This is a genomic window from Pectobacterium sp. IFB5596 (genome assembly GCF_021432585.1).
In the GTDB taxonomy this organism is placed as follows: domain Bacteria; phylum Pseudomonadota; class Gammaproteobacteria; order Enterobacterales; family Enterobacteriaceae; genus Pectobacterium; species Pectobacterium punjabense.
Genome location: NZ_LXFY01000033.1, coordinates 1 through 17404 on the forward strand (window position 1 = coordinate 1; position 17404 = coordinate 17404).

Annotated in this window: 15 protein-coding genes; 7 read left to right on the forward strand and 8 right to left on the reverse strand. The window is 47.5% G+C overall.

The genetic code is table 11. The features are described from left to right. Nucleotides 1–317 precede the first annotated feature (317 nt). From A6301_RS20880 to A6301_RS20895, 4 genes are all read left to right on the forward strand, one after another. Nucleotides 318–2222 (forward strand): beta-glucoside-specific PTS transporter subunit IIABC, encoded by a 1905-nt coding sequence (locus A6301_RS20880; RefSeq protein ID WP_234258709.1) that lies wholly within the window; start codon nt 318–320, stop codon nt 2220–2222. A gap of 65 nt (nt 2223–2287) precedes the next feature. Next, nucleotides 2288–3715, forward strand: coding sequence for a glycoside hydrolase family 1 protein (locus A6301_RS20885; RefSeq protein ID WP_234258710.1), 1428 nt, complete (start codon nt 2288–2290; stop codon nt 3713–3715). Nucleotides 3716–3856: 141 nt separating this feature from the next. Further along, on the forward strand, nt 3857–4705 hold the full coding sequence (gene licT / locus A6301_RS20890; RefSeq protein ID WP_205541184.1) for a BglG family transcription antiterminator LicT: 849 nt from the start codon (nt 3857–3859) through the stop codon (nt 4703–4705). Between the two features lie 248 nt (nt 4706–4953). Beyond that, on the forward strand, nt 4954–5985 hold the full coding sequence (locus A6301_RS20895; RefSeq protein WP_234258655.1) for a LacI family DNA-binding transcriptional regulator: 1032 nt from the start codon (nt 4954–4956) through the stop codon (nt 5983–5985). A 61-nt stretch (nt 5986–6046) separates the two neighbouring features. Here the strand turns inward: A6301_RS20895 and A6301_RS20900 are convergent, their stop codons facing one another. From A6301_RS20900 to nudK, 6 genes are all read right to left on the reverse strand, one after another. After that, nucleotides 6047–7570, reverse strand: a complete 1524-nt coding sequence (locus A6301_RS20900) for a glycosyl hydrolase 53 family protein (RefSeq protein ID WP_107170346.1) — start codon at nt 7568–7570, stop codon at nt 6047–6049. 224 nt (nt 7571–7794) lie between these two features. After that, nucleotides 7795–8880, reverse strand: coding sequence for an ABC transporter ATP-binding protein (locus tag A6301_RS20905; RefSeq protein WP_107170347.1), 1086 nt, complete (start codon nt 8878–8880; stop codon nt 7795–7797). A 36-nt stretch (nt 8881–8916) separates the two neighbouring features. Further along, the gene (locus tag A6301_RS20910; RefSeq protein ID WP_107170348.1) at nt 8917–9729 is read right to left on the reverse strand and encodes a carbohydrate ABC transporter permease; all 813 of its coding nucleotides are present in this window, start codon (nt 9727–9729) and stop codon (nt 8917–8919) included. Between the two features lies 1 nt (nt 9730). Further along, nucleotides 9731–10612: a carbohydrate ABC transporter permease gene (locus tag A6301_RS20915; RefSeq protein ID WP_107170349.1), complete on the reverse strand. Its 882-nt coding sequence runs from the start codon at nt 10610–10612 to the stop codon at nt 9731–9733. Nucleotides 10613–10675: 63 nt separating this feature from the next. Further along, complete coding sequence (locus A6301_RS20920) at nt 10676–11941, reverse strand: ABC transporter substrate-binding protein (protein ID WP_107170350.1); 1266 nt, start codon at nt 11939–11941, stop codon at nt 10676–10678. A 392-nt stretch (nt 11942–12333) separates the two neighbouring features. Beyond that, nucleotides 12334–12915: a GDP-mannose pyrophosphatase NudK gene (gene nudK / locus A6301_RS20925; RefSeq protein WP_107170351.1), complete on the reverse strand. Its 582-nt coding sequence runs from the start codon at nt 12913–12915 to the stop codon at nt 12334–12336. A gap of 180 nt (nt 12916–13095) precedes the next feature. On the opposite strand from nudK, the gene A6301_RS20930 reads away from it, so the two are divergent. Both A6301_RS20930 and A6301_RS20935 read left to right on the forward strand, forming a co-directional pair. Then, complete coding sequence (locus tag A6301_RS20930; protein ID WP_215483854.1) at nt 13096–13326, forward strand: 2-hydroxymuconate tautomerase family protein; 231 nt, start codon at nt 13096–13098, stop codon at nt 13324–13326. Nucleotides 13327–13472: 146 nt separating this feature from the next. After that, nucleotides 13473–14138 (forward strand): hypothetical protein, encoded by a 666-nt coding sequence (locus A6301_RS20935; protein WP_107170353.1) that lies wholly within the window; start codon nt 13473–13475, stop codon nt 14136–14138. Nucleotides 14139–14248: 110 nt separating this feature from the next. Here the strand turns inward: A6301_RS20935 and A6301_RS20940 are convergent, their stop codons facing one another. Both A6301_RS20940 and grpE read right to left on the reverse strand, forming a co-directional pair. Next, on the reverse strand, nt 14249–15487 hold the full coding sequence (locus tag A6301_RS20940; protein WP_234258656.1) for an Nramp family divalent metal transporter: 1239 nt from the start codon (nt 15485–15487) through the stop codon (nt 14249–14251). A 241-nt stretch (nt 15488–15728) separates the two neighbouring features. Further along, a complete protein-coding gene (gene grpE / locus A6301_RS20945) occupies nt 15729–16316 on the reverse strand; it encodes a nucleotide exchange factor GrpE (RefSeq protein ID WP_234258657.1) in 588 nt (195 codons plus the stop codon). A 148-nt stretch (nt 16317–16464) separates the two neighbouring features. Here grpE and nadK point away from each other — a divergent pair, with 148 nt between their 5' ends. Further along, complete coding sequence (nadK, locus tag A6301_RS20950; protein ID WP_107170356.1) at nt 16465–17343, forward strand: NAD(+) kinase; 879 nt, start codon at nt 16465–16467, stop codon at nt 17341–17343. Nucleotides 17344–17404 lie beyond the last annotated feature (61 nt).

A 17404-nucleotide genomic window follows, 5' to 3' on the forward strand; every position in this document is an offset into this window, starting at 1 on the left:
TAAAGCGGCGGCGCGGTAAAATTGATGCGATAAAACTGCGATACCGTGCGCAAAAGGATCGCAAACAGCCACATTGTTTGTGATCCAGATCAATTAATTCATCTGACTACATTGCATAACGCCAGCGCCGCATGCTGATATTGCGGCGCAACACCATAAGTTGCACCAGCCTATTTTTATCGCGGCGTGCTACTGCTTCGGCAGGCAAGACCAAAGTAAAAATGCATTTCCTCTTTTTTAGAGGTGCATTTTTATTTTGGTCTTTTTTTTTGGCCTAATTGGCGTCAACACAGGGTAAAGCTATGAATTATCAAAAAATGAATTATCAAAAACTTGGAGTCGACATCCTCGCGTTAAGCGGCGGCAAGCAGAACGTCAGCAAGCTGACCCACTGCGCCACCCGCTTACGCTTTGAGTTCAACGATAGCCATGCCGTACAGGCAGAAGCGATTGCCAAACTCCCCGGCGTCATCAGCGTGGTCGATCGCGGCGGTCAGTTTCAGGTGGTCATCGGCAACGATGTCCAAATCACCTATCGCGCGATTTTGAACGAGATTGGCGAGATGAACGGCCAGCGCACTGCCAGCAGTAAAGAACCGCAGAAGAAAGGCGGCATTTTCTCGCAAATCATCAGCGTGATTTCCACCACCTTCACGCCCGTTATCCCGGCGATTACCGGCGCAGGGATGATTAAAGCCCTGCTGGCGATCCTCAAGCTGACGGGGTTAATTTCCGCCGACAGCACAACCTATCGCCTGCTGGACACCATCTCCGATGCGGCCTTCTTCTTCCTGCCTGTGCTGCTGGCTTACGGTGCCTCCATCAAGTTCGCCTGTAACCCGATTCTGGCGATGACGATTGCGGGCGCACTGCTGCACCCGAATCTGGCTCAGCTACTGGCCTCCGGCGGCCCCATCAGCTTTATCGGTATTCCGGTACGGCTGGCGGACTACGCCGGATCGGTGTTGCCAATCATTCTTACCGTATGGATCATGTCTTACATCGAGCAGTTTGCCGAAAAGATTTCGCCGTCCATGATCAAATTTTTCACCAAACCGATGATCGTGCTGCTGTTTACCGCACCGCTCGCGCTGGTGGTCATTGGGCCTTTCGGTATTTTCCTCAACGATCTAGTCGCCAGCGGTGCTGCAATCATCGATGGCAAGGCGAGCTGGCTTATTCCGATGCTGATGGGCGGTCTGCAACCGTTTTTGGTCATCACCGGTACGGCGTGGGCAATGACGCCAATTGCCACCTCGCAGTTGACCCGCAATGGTTTCGAGATGATCAACGGACCCGGTATGTTGGCTTCCAACATTGCTCAGGGTGCCGCCACGCTATGTGTCGCGTTTAAAACCAAGAACAAGAATCTGAAACAGCTGGCTTCTTCAGCAGGCTTTACCGCCCTGCTGGGTATCACCGAGCCTTCCTTGTACGGGGTAACGCTGAAACTGAAGAAACCGCTGATTGCCGCCATGATTGGCGGGGGCTGTGCGGGTATCTATGCTGGTTTAGCTGGGTTGGTTCGCTATGCCTTCGTCTCTCCGGGGCTGGCAGCGCTGCCTGCCTTTATCGGTGAAAACCCAATGAACATCGTCCATGCGCTGATCACCTGCGCCATTGCGATTGTCGTCACGTTTGCGCTCACCTGGATCATGGGATTCGACGATCCGGTGGATGAAACCGAGACCGCACACACCAGCAATAGTCAGCCGACATCAGTAGCAGAGCCTTCCCAAAAACCGCAGGCGGCGGAAAGTCACGCTGAACCACAAACGATTCTCAGCCCGCTGTCCGGCAAGCTGGTCGCGCTGAATGACATCAACGATGACGTATTCTCGCAGGGATTACTGGGGCAAGGCGTCGCGATTATTCCTGACAACGGTGAAGTCGTCGCGCCCGTCAGTGGGGAGATCATCACGTTCCTTGAGTCAAAACATGCCGTCGGTATCCGGACAGATAACGGTCTGGAATTACTGATTCATGTCGGCCTCGACACGGTGAACCTCAACGGTAAGCACTTTACCGGCTATATCAAACCGGGCGACAGGGTTAGCGCGGGCGACAGGCTAATTAGCTTCGATCTGCATGAAATCACGCATTTGGGGTATGACCCGATTACGCCAGTGGTGATCATCAACAGCGATGACTACGCCAGCGTCGTCTGTACCGCACCACAGCCGATCGCACAGATGGATACCATCATTAACGTGCACGCCTGATACCCATAGAGGCATTGGGCGTCTTGCCCGATGCCTTTTCCGTCTTCCCGGATGTGAGAGAAAATATGCACTATCAACAGCAAAAACACTTCCCTGCGGGCTTTCTGTGGGGAGCCTCAACCTCGGCTTATCAGGTCGAGGGGGGCTGGCAAGCCGAGGGGAAAAGCCCGTCGATCATTGATAAATGCCTACACCCAGAAAACACCGCCGACTTCACCGTTGCCAGCGATCACTACCATCGCTTTAAAGAAGACGTGCAGCTGTTTGCGGAACTGGGGTTAAAGGCCTATCGCTTCTCTATCGCCTGGACGCGTATTCTTCCCGACGGCACCGGTGCAGTAAATCCGCCGGGCATCGCGTTTTACAACAGCCTGATTGATGAGCTGAACGCCCACGGTATCGAACCGGTCGTCACGCTCTACCATTTCGATTTGCCTTATTGTCTGGAAGCACAAGGCGGCTGGCAGAACCGCACCACGATTGATGCCTTCGTTCACTACGCCCGCACGCTGTTTACGCATTTCGGCGACAAGGTGAAATACTGGCTGACGATTAATGAGCAGAACACCATGATTCTGCACCCCGGCGCGATTGGTCTGCCGGAAGGTGGCGTTTTGCCCTCCAAGAAAGTGCTATATCAGCAGAACCACCACATGATGCTGGCGCAGGCGCAGGTCATGGCGCTGTGTCACAAACTCGCCCCCAACGGCCTGATTGGTCCGGCGATCAACACCACGTCTATGTATCAGGCCACCAGCAAACCGGAAGATGCCATTGCCGCGCATAACTGGGAAACGCTGCGCTGCTGGAGCTTTCTGGATGTTGCCGTACATGGCCGCTACAACGCGCTGGCTTGGCGCTATCTGGAAGATCGTGGTCTGGCACCGGAGACATTGCCCGGCGATGACGAGATCCTACAGTCCGGCAAGCCCGACTACGTGGCAATTAACTACTATTCCACCGCCACCATTGCCGCCAGTAAAGGCGATGCATCGGACGTCAGCGCCCGCGCGGGCGATCAGCAGATCATGCTGGGTGAACCCGGCGTCTATCGCGCAGCAGACAATCCGCACGTCGATAAAACGCCTTATGGCTGGGTGATCGATCCCATTGGTTTGCGTTTAACGCTGCGTAAAACCTACGAGCGCTATCATCTGCCGATCCTGATTACGGAAAACGGCATGGGCGCACCGGATAAGCTTGAGGCCGACGGTACCGTCAACGATCAATACCGCATCGATTTTATTGCTCGCCATATCGAACAAATGCAGCTCGCCATCAGCGATGGCGTTGATCTGATTGGCTATTGTCCGTGGTCCGCTATCGATGTAGTTAGTACCCATCAGGGCTACGGTAAGCGCTACGGATTTATTTATGTGAACCGCGATGAATTCGATCTGAAAGATCTGCGCCGCATCAAAAAGAAAAGTTTTTACTGGTATCGGGGTGTCATAGAATCAAATGGCGCACAGTTATTTCCCAGTACGCCCTAATACCCGGTAGGCGGTATTAAAACGGGGATAAGCCCGGTTCTGAATCACTTATGTTGCGGGAGGCCCACCTGCAACATAAAAGAGAAGAAATGGGTTATTATTTCACTGACGTTCCCACAGATATCACTCAAGAAACGCATAATGGCTAAACCGATAAAAGCAATAAAAATACTGAACAATAGCCTGGTGTTATCTTCTGATGCAGATAACAACGAAATCATTGTCATGGGGAAAGGGATCGGCTTTAACAGCAAGACGGGAGATATTCTCGATCCAGCCAAGATTGAGAAAACCTTTATTCTCAAGGACGGAACATCGCCACGCGAATTTGCTCGTCTGATTGAGCACGTCGGGGAAGAATATGTCCACATCGTGAATAAGATTATTGATGATGCGAACCGGCAGCTTCATAGCCGCTTGAGCGAACAGGTCTTTTTTACGCTGATCGACCATATCAGCTTTGCGATTGAGCGTTATCGCAAAGGCATCAGCATACAAAATCGTCTGCTTTATGAGGTAAAGCGGTTCTACCCGCAGGAATTTGCGATTGCTTTGCGGGCGCTCAACGACATTAATCAGCAGATGACGCTGGAATTGCCAGAAGAAGAAGCGGGCAATATCGCGTTTCATTTGGTCAACGCGCAAACCGACGTTCAGAATATGGAGAACACGCTTCAGTCGGTTAAGATGCTGAAAGATATCTTTAATATTATTCAGTACAACTTCCATATCGTGATTGATAAAGAATCGATTAACTACTCACGCTTCCTGACGCATATGCAATTCTTTATCCAGCGCCTGTTAGAAAATAGCCTGATTCATTCAAATGATGATTTTATTTTTGATCAGGTCACCAAAGAGTATCCTGATGCCTATAAATGTAGCCGCCTAATCAAAGACTACATTCACAACCTTCTCAACATCGACATCTCTAACGATGAAATGCTGTACCTGATTATTCATATCGTTCGCATCACTCCAGAACAGTAAAGCTCGCCCAATCGGCGATAAATTGATCAGCGGTTTTCCTGCCGCGGCTGTACCGCCTCGTTCTGATGAACTCACAAGTGCAACACGCACAAGAACCCATCCCTGATAGTCCATTTGGACAAGGAACAACCCATGCGGGTGACACGGCGATTACTGAAAGTTTCATCGCATTTTTGGGTACTGGGCATGTTCAATCAATAAGGCATTGGCTACTATCATTTTCATAAGCAAATTATGGAAAATTTTTTGTGGCAACGATTACAGATATCGCTCAAAAAGCCGGGGTGGCAGCCTCAACCGTTTCTCGCGTACTTAATAACGATCCCAGCCTGTCCATAACCAAAGAAAAGCGCCAACTCATCAAGAAAATCGCCCATGAGTTGGCATATTTATCGCCGACACAACGTAAGCAGCAGAAAAAAAGGTTAGAGAACTCGCTTGTTGTCCGCTCTCATTTCAAAATGGATAATGACAACTTATTGAATCTCGCCGTCGTCCACTTTCTTACGCCCTCAGAAGAACTCAACGACCCTTATTTCACCGCAATGCGTATTGGCATTGAAAACCGCTGCCACCATTTTAATATTTCGTTACGCAATCTATTCACCACCAATTTATCATCCAATAGCCAGACCTTAGCTCAGGCGCAAGCGATCATTTGCGTAGGTCACTTTAGCGATAGCGACATCGCCTTAATCTATTCATTAAATAAAAACCTAATTTTTATCGACTCGGCCCCTCTCGATAAACAATGTGACGCCGTGCTTTTTGATCGGGAAGCGGCTGCACGCGAAGTCTTACATTACATTGTGAATAGTGGCGCTCAGCGCCCCGCATTTATAGGGAACAATGAAAGCCGGTTGCATGTCTTTCAGGATATAACGCAAAAACACGGTATCTACGACGAGTCGCGATGCAAGGTCAGTCAGTTATTCTGTATTGAGTCCGGCTATCAGGCGATGAATGAGTTGCTGCAACAAAAAGAGTGGCCTGATGTCGTGTTTGCGGCGACAGACATTATCGCTATTGGCGTGTACCGGGCGATTCAAGAGAAAGGTATTGCCATTCCTAAGCAAATAAAAGTGATTGGGATGAATGACATCCCCACAGCACAGCATCTCAATCCCAGTTTGACCACAATGCGGCTCTACCCCACTGAAATGGGCGAAGCCGCCGTCGATCTGTTTTTAGAGTTGGTGGCAGGACGCTATTATAAAAAACACGTACAGATTGGTTATGAGATGGTTTGGCGCGAAAGCTTCACACTCAACCCGATGTAACCGTACCCGTATTATACTTCTATTTATTACCTTTATGAATAAGCTACGTGGCCAGAGAGCATCAATTAGCGGTAATTTTCCACAGCTGATTCCATCCCCCGTTATCATGCCATTGAATACCGGATGCACCGTTCTCTGTTGAACGGCTGTTAACATCCAAAAGCTTCCCACTGTTCCTATTCATGATTTTATAATAGCCATCGCCAGCATCTAAAATCAGCCATTGCTGGCTAAAATGGCCGGTGTTATACATTTGGAGAATTTGCGCACCATCCTCATTGGCACTGAAATTAACATCAATGTACTTTCCGCTATTCACATTCACCAGATTGAAATAACCATTGCCAATCGCATTAAAATAAAAACGCTGGCTGTCCCAGTTGCCGTCACTGTATTGTTCAACCCATGCGCCATCTTCACGCGAACCGCTCACAACATTAAGCGATTTACCACTATGTCGATTAGCGATCTTATAACGGGTTCCGTTGATGAAATTGATTTGTGATTCGGCAAACGCGTCCAGTGCTCGGGTAAATTGCAATACATTGTTTGAAACGCGCGTCGTCGCCCCTAATGCGTAGCCATCCGGCAACACGCTGGCATTCCCCGCAGGTTCCCAATAAAAAACCCCAATCCCTTTATTTCCCGGCACCGCTTTAACAAGATTAATCGTATCCTTAATCGTCCAGTAACTATCTGTCGGGTTAGTTTCCAAACCGCCGACTTCAACGACCATGACTTCTTTACCATACCGGCTCGCCATATCATTGAGATTGCTCGCCAGAGCGCCAGTAAGCTCCCAATAATTTTTCCCCTCCCAATAGGGGTAGAATGAAAAACCAATCACATCGGTTTTCCCACCGTGCGTGGTGAGGAAATTGTCAAAAAACCAGCGAGAGTTGGAATTATTATCTCCATGCGCCAAATGGCTGATCACCTTAGAGGAAGGGCTGACTGATTTAACCGCATCATAGCCCGCATTCAGTAGCTGAGTTAAATTGGCAAACCGACTGGTGCTGCCTTCCGGTAATAAAATTCCTGGATTCATTTCGTTGCCGACCTGCACCCATTCAGGCGTCACGCCCGCGGATATCAACGCAGCCATCACCTCATGAGTGTGATTATAAACGGCCGTCGTTAATTGGCTCAGATTGTAGTTCTTCCACGCGGCTGGTTTGATTTGATGACCAGGATCTGCGAAAACATCGCTGTAATGAAAATCGACCATGACGCGCATTCCCATCGCTTTGGCACGCTGCGCGGCATCCACCACGCGGGTTTTATCCGTATAGCCAAGCATCGTCCAGGTCGTATTATCTTTATGCCATAACGCGCTGGGATCGGGATTAACAAAAATACGCAACCGCACGGCGTTTATGCCGTGATCGCGCAATATCTGTAAGACATCACGCTGAGTTCCAGCATCGTCACGCCAGGTAACCCCTCGATCTTCCAATTGCTTTACCCAACCAATATCTGCACCATAAGCAAACGGCTGTGCCGCTTTAGCCAGATTGGTCGCCATGAACCCTATAAATAGCATTAACAATACAGGGATCATTCCTGAATAATTATTCTTTTTCATTCATTTCTCCTTGAGATAACACTCTTAAATGGTATTGATTACATAAACATCCGGTACAGAAAAAATAGCGTTCGATATTTATAAAAAATAAATTTCACATAACAAACCAAACAGCCAATGTTAATATCATTGGCTGCTTAGTTAATTCCCTGATCTTTTCCCACGAATTCAATATTACGTTTTCGATGAAGTTAACCTCACCATTACAGGCATCTATTATTTAATTAATTAATTCGCTTTCCGCTCTCATCAAAAAAATGCAGATTTTCACTACGACAGGTAAGCGGGATCGTTGAATAAGGCGCAATACTGTTGTCACCCGATAAATGCACCTTAAAATGATTCACACCAGAGTAAGCACCAAAAATATACGTAGCATTACCCAACCTTTCAGTGACCTCATTATTGATAGACAAGCTGACATCACCACCATTCGGGTCAATACTCAGATGCTCAGGGCGAATACCCACGGTGATTTTCTGATCGACACGCAATCCGTGGTTAGCAAGATTAACGGAAAGCGTATTGAGTTTATTGATCAAAATACTCACGCAATTCCCTTCAATCTGTATCACTTCACCGGGTAGAAAATTCATATTCGGTGAACCGATAAAACCAGCGACAAAAATATTCTCTGGCTTATGGTATAGCTCCATCGGTGTGCCAACCTGCTCAATATATCCTTTGTTCAGCACCACGATTTTATCCGCCAACGTCATCGCTTCCACTTGATCATGCGTCACATATACCATCGTGTTACGCATTTCCTGATGAAGCCGGGCAATCTGCAAACGCATTTCCACGCGTAATTCGGCATCAAGGTTTGATAACGGCTCATCGAATAAGAACACTTTAGGATCGCGTACAATGGCCCGCCCGATCGCAACGCGCTGACGCTGGCCGCCAGACAGTTGCTTCGGTGTACGATCTAACAAGGCTTCGAGCTGAAGCGTCATCGCCGCCTTTCGCACCATTTTTTCGACTTCGGCTTTAGGGTGCCCATTCATTCTTAACCCAAATCCCATATTTTCAGCCACTGTCATATGTGGATACAGCGCATAGGATTGGAAAACCATCGCAATTCCTCGCTCCGCGGGATCAAAATGGTTAACCAGACGGTTATCAATATGAATTTCACCCTCCGTGATCTCTTCCAGTCCAGCGATCATTCTCAGCAACGTCGACTTACCACATCCCGATGGGCCAACGAATACCACAAACTCACCAGAATTAATTTCAAGATTGATACGATGGATCGTTTCCGTCTTATCGTAACGTTTCACTATATTTTTTAGTAAAATATCAGCCATGTGAACCTCAAACGTTAATTTGCCATTGAGAGCGAATTACTTTACCGCTCCCGTCATGCTGGCGATAAATTGCTTCTGCATGGCAAAGAAGATAAGTAAACTGGGAAGTGTAGAAATCACTGTTCCAACCATAATAAGTCCGAAATCTGGAGAATAAGCGGAAGCAAAACTCGATAGCACCAGATTAATCGTTTTTAATTCGTTAGATTGAAGGACAATAAGCGGCCAGAGAAAGGCATTCCATGACGTCATGAACACAATAATAAAAGCAGCAGAATAACTGGCACGCATAATCGGCACGTAGACATACAAGAAAATTTTCCACTCAGCAACGCTTTCCACACGCGCCGCATCGATCAGTTCTCTCGGAAATGTTTTAGTACACTGTCTAAAGTAGAAAATAATAAATGCCCCGGCCACGGTCGGCATGATCACGGCAAAATGCGTATCGAGTAACCCAGCCTGACCAAACATGGTGAAGAGCGGAATCATTAATGCCGCAAACGGAATCATCATCGTCGTTAATAGCGCCACATAGACACGCTCACGATTCTTACTGGCATAAATTTCAAACGCATAGCCTGCGATAGAGCACACGACAAGTGTTGATACCGTACTAATCAACGCAATTTTTGATGTGTTCCAGAATACCAGCCCCAGATCCACCTGGCTCGTCAGATTGGTAAAGTTGACCAGCAATTGATCGCCAAACGTGAATTTCCCCATGTTAATTTGACTGGTGCTATTGGTACTCGATACCACCATCCAATAGAAAGGGAAAAGCGAAAAAATGCTCATCAACACGAGAAAAATATGCATGAGTATACTGTTAACTTTACTTTTTCTCATATCATCCCTTCCGCGCAGCTTTAAACTGAATCAGTGCCAGCACTGCTGAAAAAACAACAATGACGTATGAAACCGTTGCAGCATAGCCAAAGTTAGGCACAAATTTGAATGACAGGTTATAGATATACAGCGATAACGTCAGCGTCGCATTTGCCGGACCACCATTCGTGATATTCATCGCTTCATCAAACAACTGTAATGTACCAATAGTTGATGTCACACTGGTAAAAAGAATAACCGGTTTCAGTAAAGGTATCGTAATGAAGAAAAATTGCTTAATGGGGCTAACACCATCAACCCGGGCGGCCTCATAAATCGACTTATCAATATTCTGCATAGCGGAAAGATAAAATATCATGTTATATCCCGTCCAACGCCATGTAATGGCAATAATGATAGTCACTTTCGCCCAGAAGGGATCGGATAGCCACGGAATCGGATCGTCAATGACATGAATAAACAATAAAAATGAGTTAATCACGCCATCCAGTTCAAACATACTCTTAAAAAGAATTGAGTAGGCAACCAATGATGTTACACAAGGTAAAAAGATCGCGATTCTAAACCACTGTCGATATTTCAGCTGAGACGAATTTAAACAAGAAGAAATAGCTAATGATAATAAAATCATAATCGGAACTTGGATGACCAAAAACACTAACGTATTCCAAAGTGCCGTTTTGAACATAGGATCATTGAATAAACGAAAGATATTTCCCAGGCCAACAAATTGTGTTACTACACCACGGCCAGACTGAAACGATAGCCAAAGTGACTTGAATATAGGGTATATCGTCATTAAGGCAATTAACCCAACGGCGGTAGCAACAAAAAACCAGCCGTTGATGTTATAAAGCCTATTCATTTTAGGTTTATACATCATTATTACACCATCGATTTCTGGAGAGAAATGCTTGAGGGCTCACCACCCCCAAGCTCACACTCGCTACTGCATAATCTGGTTTTTTAATGTCGTTTCGGCACGTTTTAAAACGTTATCAACAGAATCACCTTTTAGTAATGCAGGTATTTCCGCGGCAATTGCGTTATCAACTTCCTGGGTATACATGCCGTAGGAAACTTGTGGGATTTCAGTCACCCATTTAGAAAAATCAGCGAACACGGGTTGCCCACCAAAGAACGGATCGTTTACTGCGTAAGCAGGGCCGGAAGTGGCAGGAAGGAAGGTTGCGAGCGCACCACGATCGACCAAAAGGGTTTGATACATACTGCTATCCGCCGCGAAGGTTTTCTGCAAAAATTCAATCGCCTGTTTAGTATTTTTCCCCCCCTTTAAGACATACCAGCTCGAGCCCCCCTGATTGGAGGCATGTACCGCGTTGTCGAGGTTCAACCGTGGAATAGGCGCAACACGCCATTTCCCTTTCTGATCTTCAGCACTTTTAATTGAACCAATCACCCATACCCCAGAAACCACACTCGCTGATTTCCCGGCATTAAAACTCCCCACAAAACTAGACCAACCAGAAATAGGACGTGCTATTTTGGCGTCATTAATTGCTTTAATTGTTTTCAATGTTTCTTTCAGTGCATTGTTTTTAGTGAGATTGAGCTGCCCTTGATTATCAAAGAACCACTCTCCACCGGACTGCATCATAATATGAGGAAGAACCACATCGTTCATATCGTAGGTCAGCATATCAACACCGGTTTTCGCTTTTACCTGCTTGCCGATCTCAATATATTTATCCCAAGTGATATTCACCATATCACTTTCTTTATAGCCAGCAGCTTCCAGATAATCGAGTCGATAGAACATTCCGGCCACGCCAGAATCAAAAGGAACACCGTATACCTTATTCCCTACCGTCATCACTTTAGTTTTATAAGGTGCAAATTTACTATAATCGATAGAATCTTGTAATGGGATAAACGAGTCAGGATAAGCCTGAAGATATTTCTGAGCATTATAATCTTCAATAAGTACAATATCAGGAAGCGCGTTTTTAACCCCAGAAGCCAGCATGGTATTTAATTTCTGCTCAATATCTTCTTTACCTGAGTCGATCACCTTCAGACTAAAACTTGGATCGGACTTTTTATATACCGACGATGCCTCATGCATTGCCGCGACATTGAAGTTAGGGTCCCAGGCCCACACGCTGACTTCAGCAGCCAGGCTTTGACTCGATAAACTCAGCGTGAGGAATGAAACTGCAAATAGGGCAGGTACTTTATTCTTGATCTTCATCAGAGCAGTCCTTCTTTACTTTTTGTAAAGAGAGGATATGAGTTACTGCATAATGAAGCAACGAGTTACACCGCTTACATTCTTTCATCCGGTGATACGGGTCACACAACAGGGAGAAAAATGACTAAATATTCGATCTAAATACAAAAAATTTAGGAAAAATTTCCTCCCATAAATCCCATGCCAGTCGATAATCTTGATTAAAATAAAAACAACAAAAACCACAATCAATTGAAAATAAAGCAAAAAACAACAATACAAAAACAAATAAAAAGATTATTCAGCTCATATTAACCATAATCACCCCTTCACCGTGGAATTACGCAAAAATGAAAGCGTTACCACAGAAAATCAAGCGGCACATGGGGATACCCGTGTGCCGCAAAACATGCCTATGCCTTGGCAAACCAGCCGCGAATGATCGCGTGCTGTAGCAGCATGATGGTCTTGCCGTCTTTAATCCGTCCATCGTTCATCATCGCGACGGCTTCGCTGAACGGCAGTTCCAGTACCTCAATATCTTCATCTTCCACGCCACCGCCCGCATTATCCCGCAGCGATTCATCGTATTCGGCAGCGAAAAAGTACACGCGCTCCGTCACGCTGCCCGGCGACATATAGGCATAGAACAGTTTCTCAACATTGCCGATCGCATAGCCCGTTTCTTCTATCGCCTCATTACGAATGCACTCTTCGGGCGAATGATCGTCGAGCAAACCCGCGCAAGTTTCCAACAGCATGCCGCTTTCGTTGCCGTTAACGAAGGTGGGAATACGGAATTGTCGTGTCAGAATTACCGTGCCTTTCTCACGGTTGTACAACAGAATCGTCGCCCCATCCCCCCGGTCGTAAACCTCACGGACCTGGCGAACCACACCGCCATTATTTCTTTTTAAATCAAACGTATATTTATTCAGAATATACCAGTTATCGGATAGCAGCTTCTTTTCGACGATATCAATAGGAGACGACATGCAAACACCTCGGTGATCGATGGTTGGAAAGGCTCATTCATTTACGACGACGTTAATCCATCATATCCCCTTTTATTTGATGAGAAAACGGGCAGGATAACGGCACATTCTTGTTATGGTTCGTCGTATGATAGACCTCTCTACCTTATCGCTGACCACTACCATCGCTCTGGAGAACCCATGCCATACGTCAATATCAAAATCACCAATGAAGGTGTCACCGCGGAACAAAAACGTCAGTTGATTGAGGGCGTGACACAGTTGCTGGTCGATGTGCTTGATAAAAACCCAAAAACAACCGTAGTCGTCATTGATGAAGTCGAAACAGACAATTGGGGGATCGGCGGCGTGCCAGTAACAGAATTGAGAAAAGCGCCAGAGAAACCCTCTGCACCGCCTGATGTAGATTAAGGATGTTCACCCGCGATACATCCCCTTTCGCGGGGCGCAGCTGATGTACGAGGCTGATACTGATATGCTGGTATCCGTCTTTGCCAAGTATGAACGGGAATACCTGCATTTTCTCTGAGAGTCCACCGCTTAAGGGATCAAGAAATATGGATATTGAACAGTTAGCCGAGGCGCTGTACGAGGATTTAAACGGCTATATTTCCAGCGTACAACACACCAGCACGAATACGCTAACGATCCACTTCTGTTGCGATAACTGGCGCTATGACGAGCAACACAATCACTCCGTCTACTGCGAACCGCATGAGTCTTATCTGCGTCACTTTATGATTTGCTGCTATGACGTTGTCGAACATGATATCCAGCCCACCAGCTCAGGCGAAATAACATTCACCGATCGGCATCCGCTATTGTGGGACTACAACGCACAGAAAGGTGGCCTGTACTATTCCACCGCAGCGACGGCATCAAGCTATGAACTACTCGGGCGTATCTGGGTGGCTCACAAGCATCTTCTCGGCGACTGGCGGCCAATGAGCCGTTACATCAATACGTATCGACACCAAGGCGAGCCGATATTCGGCAATGATGGCAACGGGTTACTCGCTAACGGACCTAAACCTCTATTAGAAGCTTATCAACACGCGTTATCCAGCGTGCTTAAAACCCGATTCGTTCCGTCAGTTGAAATGAAAGGGAGCGTTAAAGCGTTGCTCTTTGATTCTGGCTTTGTCATCTGCAAACGTGTGGAACTGCAAGAAATCTTCCCCGACACTGAAATATCAGCAGACCAAGAAAACATCGACTACTGAATGCTCATGAGACGATGATGAATGAACGAGTTGAGCCTAACTATAACGATCTGGTTAGTGACGCTTATTTTATGGGGCAATTCTATTTTAGCGGTAAGATCGCCCCAAATTTATATCCCCAGTATGGTATCAACCAGTAAATACATATTCAGGGAAACGACTAGCACAACAATGAGTTGTCCGATGCGCTGTACCCATTTGCCGTTAACCATCGAGCCCATCAGTTCACGGTTACCAGTGAAAGACAATAACGGAACCAGTGCCAGAGCAATCCCGAAGCTCAGTATCACCTGACTCAGCACCAGCACCCGCGTCGGGTCCATACCGGACAGGATCACGATAAATGACGGCAGCATTGTGACAGTACGGCGAACCCAGAGCGGAATATGGAAACGCACGAATCCCTGCATCACCACCTGCCCTGCCAACGTACCAACGACGGTAGAGGAAAGACCCGCGGCCACCAAACTTAAGCCAAAAATGACTGCGGCAGCTTTTCCTAACAGCGGCTCAAGCGTGAGATAGGCTTTATCCAGATCGGCAATATCCTGGTTGCCGCTAAAATGGAACGCTGCGGCTGCTGTTGCCATCATCGCCAGATTGACGAATCCCGCTATCGTCATCGCAATCGCGACATCGACTTTCGTTGCCGAATAGCGTTCGGCACGGGTATGGTTTCCCTCATGTTGCGTCAGCGAAGAGTGCAGGTAAATCACATGCGGCATAATGGTCGCCCCTAACACACCCGCCGCTAGCAGCACGGCATCGGAGGTCGGTAGACTAGGCATTGCCATGCCTTTGGCTAACGCGGACAGCTCAGGCTGAGAAAATACCAGCTCGACAATATACGCCGCTGCCACAAACAGCAGCAGCCCGCCGATGACCATTTCTAACGGTTTCTGCCCACGCTGTTGCAGCATGAGAATCAGGAAAGTAGCGATAGCGGTGAGGATAGCACCTTCAAGCAGTGACACGCCCAGCAACAATTTGAAGCCAATCGCCGCCCCGATAAACTCCGCCAAATCGGTCGCCATCGCAATAATTTCGGCCTGCACCCAGTAAGCCCAAACGGCCGGGCGCGGGAAACGATCGCGGATATGCTCCGCCAGATTCTTACCCGTTGCGATCCCCAATTTGGCGGACAACAACTGGATCAGCATCGCCATCAGGTTAGCCCACACCACCACCCACAGCAGCGTGTAACCATAGGCCGCACCTGACTGGATGTTTGTGGCAAAGTTACCGGGATCGATATAACCAATTGCCGCGATAAACGCCGGGCCCATCAGCGAAAGTTTGACCTTCCTTGATGTACGGCTTGTGGACTCAATAGCACGACTACCCGGCATAGTATGACCCTTCTAACACTGTTGTTTTATTACTCTCACAAAAACGATAATGATTATCAAGTGCATTTAGAGTGGTAATACCAATTCTTTTGATAGTTAACGATGATGAGTCATTCAAAAGCTAAAAAACATCTTTTTTATCAAACAAATCTTAACAAGATATAAACAAAAAACCCCATGCGGTGGCACGGGGTTTGGGATGAAGATACATTTTAAATAGCGTGCGTAAAAGCAGAAAATATTAGTCTTGTGCTTTTGAAACCGCAACCATCGCCGGGCGCAGCAAACGCCCGTTCAGCGTGTAGCCTTTTTGCATAACCATCATGACATGGTTCGGCTGGTGATCGGCCGAAGGTAGCATGGTCATCGCCTGATGCACTTCTGGATTAAACGGCACACCCACATCACCCACAACCTCGATGCCAAACTTATGCACGGCATCCAGCAACGATTTCAGCGTCAGTTCGACACCTTCAATCATCGCAGCCAATGATTCGTTGGCTTTGTCTGCCGTATCCAGCGCACGTTCCAGATTATCGATGACTGGCAGCATTTCATTGGCAAATTTCTCTACCGCAAATTTATGCGCCTTCTCGATATCCATTTCCGCACGGCGGCGAACGTTATCGGCTTCAGCACGAACGCGAAGCATATTGTCACGTTCACGCTGTTGCAGCTCACTCAACTGGGTTTCCAGCTCGGCGATGCGCGCATCACGCGGGTCAGCTACGTCTGCCGTCTCTGGTGCGGCATCCGCTTGCTGCCCTTTTGCTGCTTCCTTTTGATCCAGGACTTGCTCGTCAGGCGTTTTCTGTTCTTTACTACTCATGAAATTCTCCGCGGTTTAGCATTAATCTCGCTAGTTGCTTATTATGGGGATCAAAATCGGGGATTCAAGGGAACCTGTCATATATTGGTTCCCAACGCTGCCGATACACCACGCTGAGGACAAAACAGCAATGAACACACCGCTTACAATGAACAGGCCGTTTAATTGTATTGGCATTGTCGGCCACCCGCGCCACCCAACGGCGTTGGCAACGCATGAGATGCTCTATCATTGGCTCACCGAAAAAGGTTACTCCGTTCTGATCGAACAGCAGATTGCGCGGGAACTTAACCTCAAAAACGCACCGACAGCTAGCCTTGCCGACATCGGTCAGCAGGCGGATCTGGCAGTGGTGGTCGGCGGTGATGGCAACATGCTGGGCGCCGCACGCGTGCTGTCGCGCTATGACATCAAGGTGATCGGTGTGAACCGTGGCAACCTCGGTTTTTTAACCGATCTCGATCCCGATCATGCCCAGCAGCAACTTTCTGACGTGCTCGACGGCCATTACCTGAGCGAACAGCGTTTCATGCTGGAAGCGCACGTTTGCCGCGCAAACCAGCCCGACAGCATCAGCACCGCCATTAATGAAGTCGTACTTCACCCAGGGAAAGTCGCACACATGATTGAATTTGAAGTCTATATTGACGACAAATTCGCTTTCTCTCAGCGTTCAGACGGCCTGATTATCGCCACGCCAACCGGCTCAACCGCCTACTCCCTTTCCGCTGGTGGCCCGATCTTAACGCCATCTTTGGAAGCCATTGCGCTGGTGCCCATGTTCCCGCACACCTTGTCTGCCCGCCCGCTGGTCATCAACAGTAGCAGTACAATTCGGCTGAAATTTTCTTGCATCACTAACGATCTGGAAATCAGCTGCGACAGCCAGATTGCGCTACCGGTGCAAGAGGGCGAAGAGGTACTGATTCGCCGCAGCGAACATCACCTGAATTTGATTCATCCAGAAAACTATAGTTATTTCAATACACTAAGTTCAAAACTTGGCTGGTCAAAAAAATTATTCTAAGATTCCACCAATCTACTTTACTGTATATAAAACCAGTTTATACTGTATGTAATCACATGTA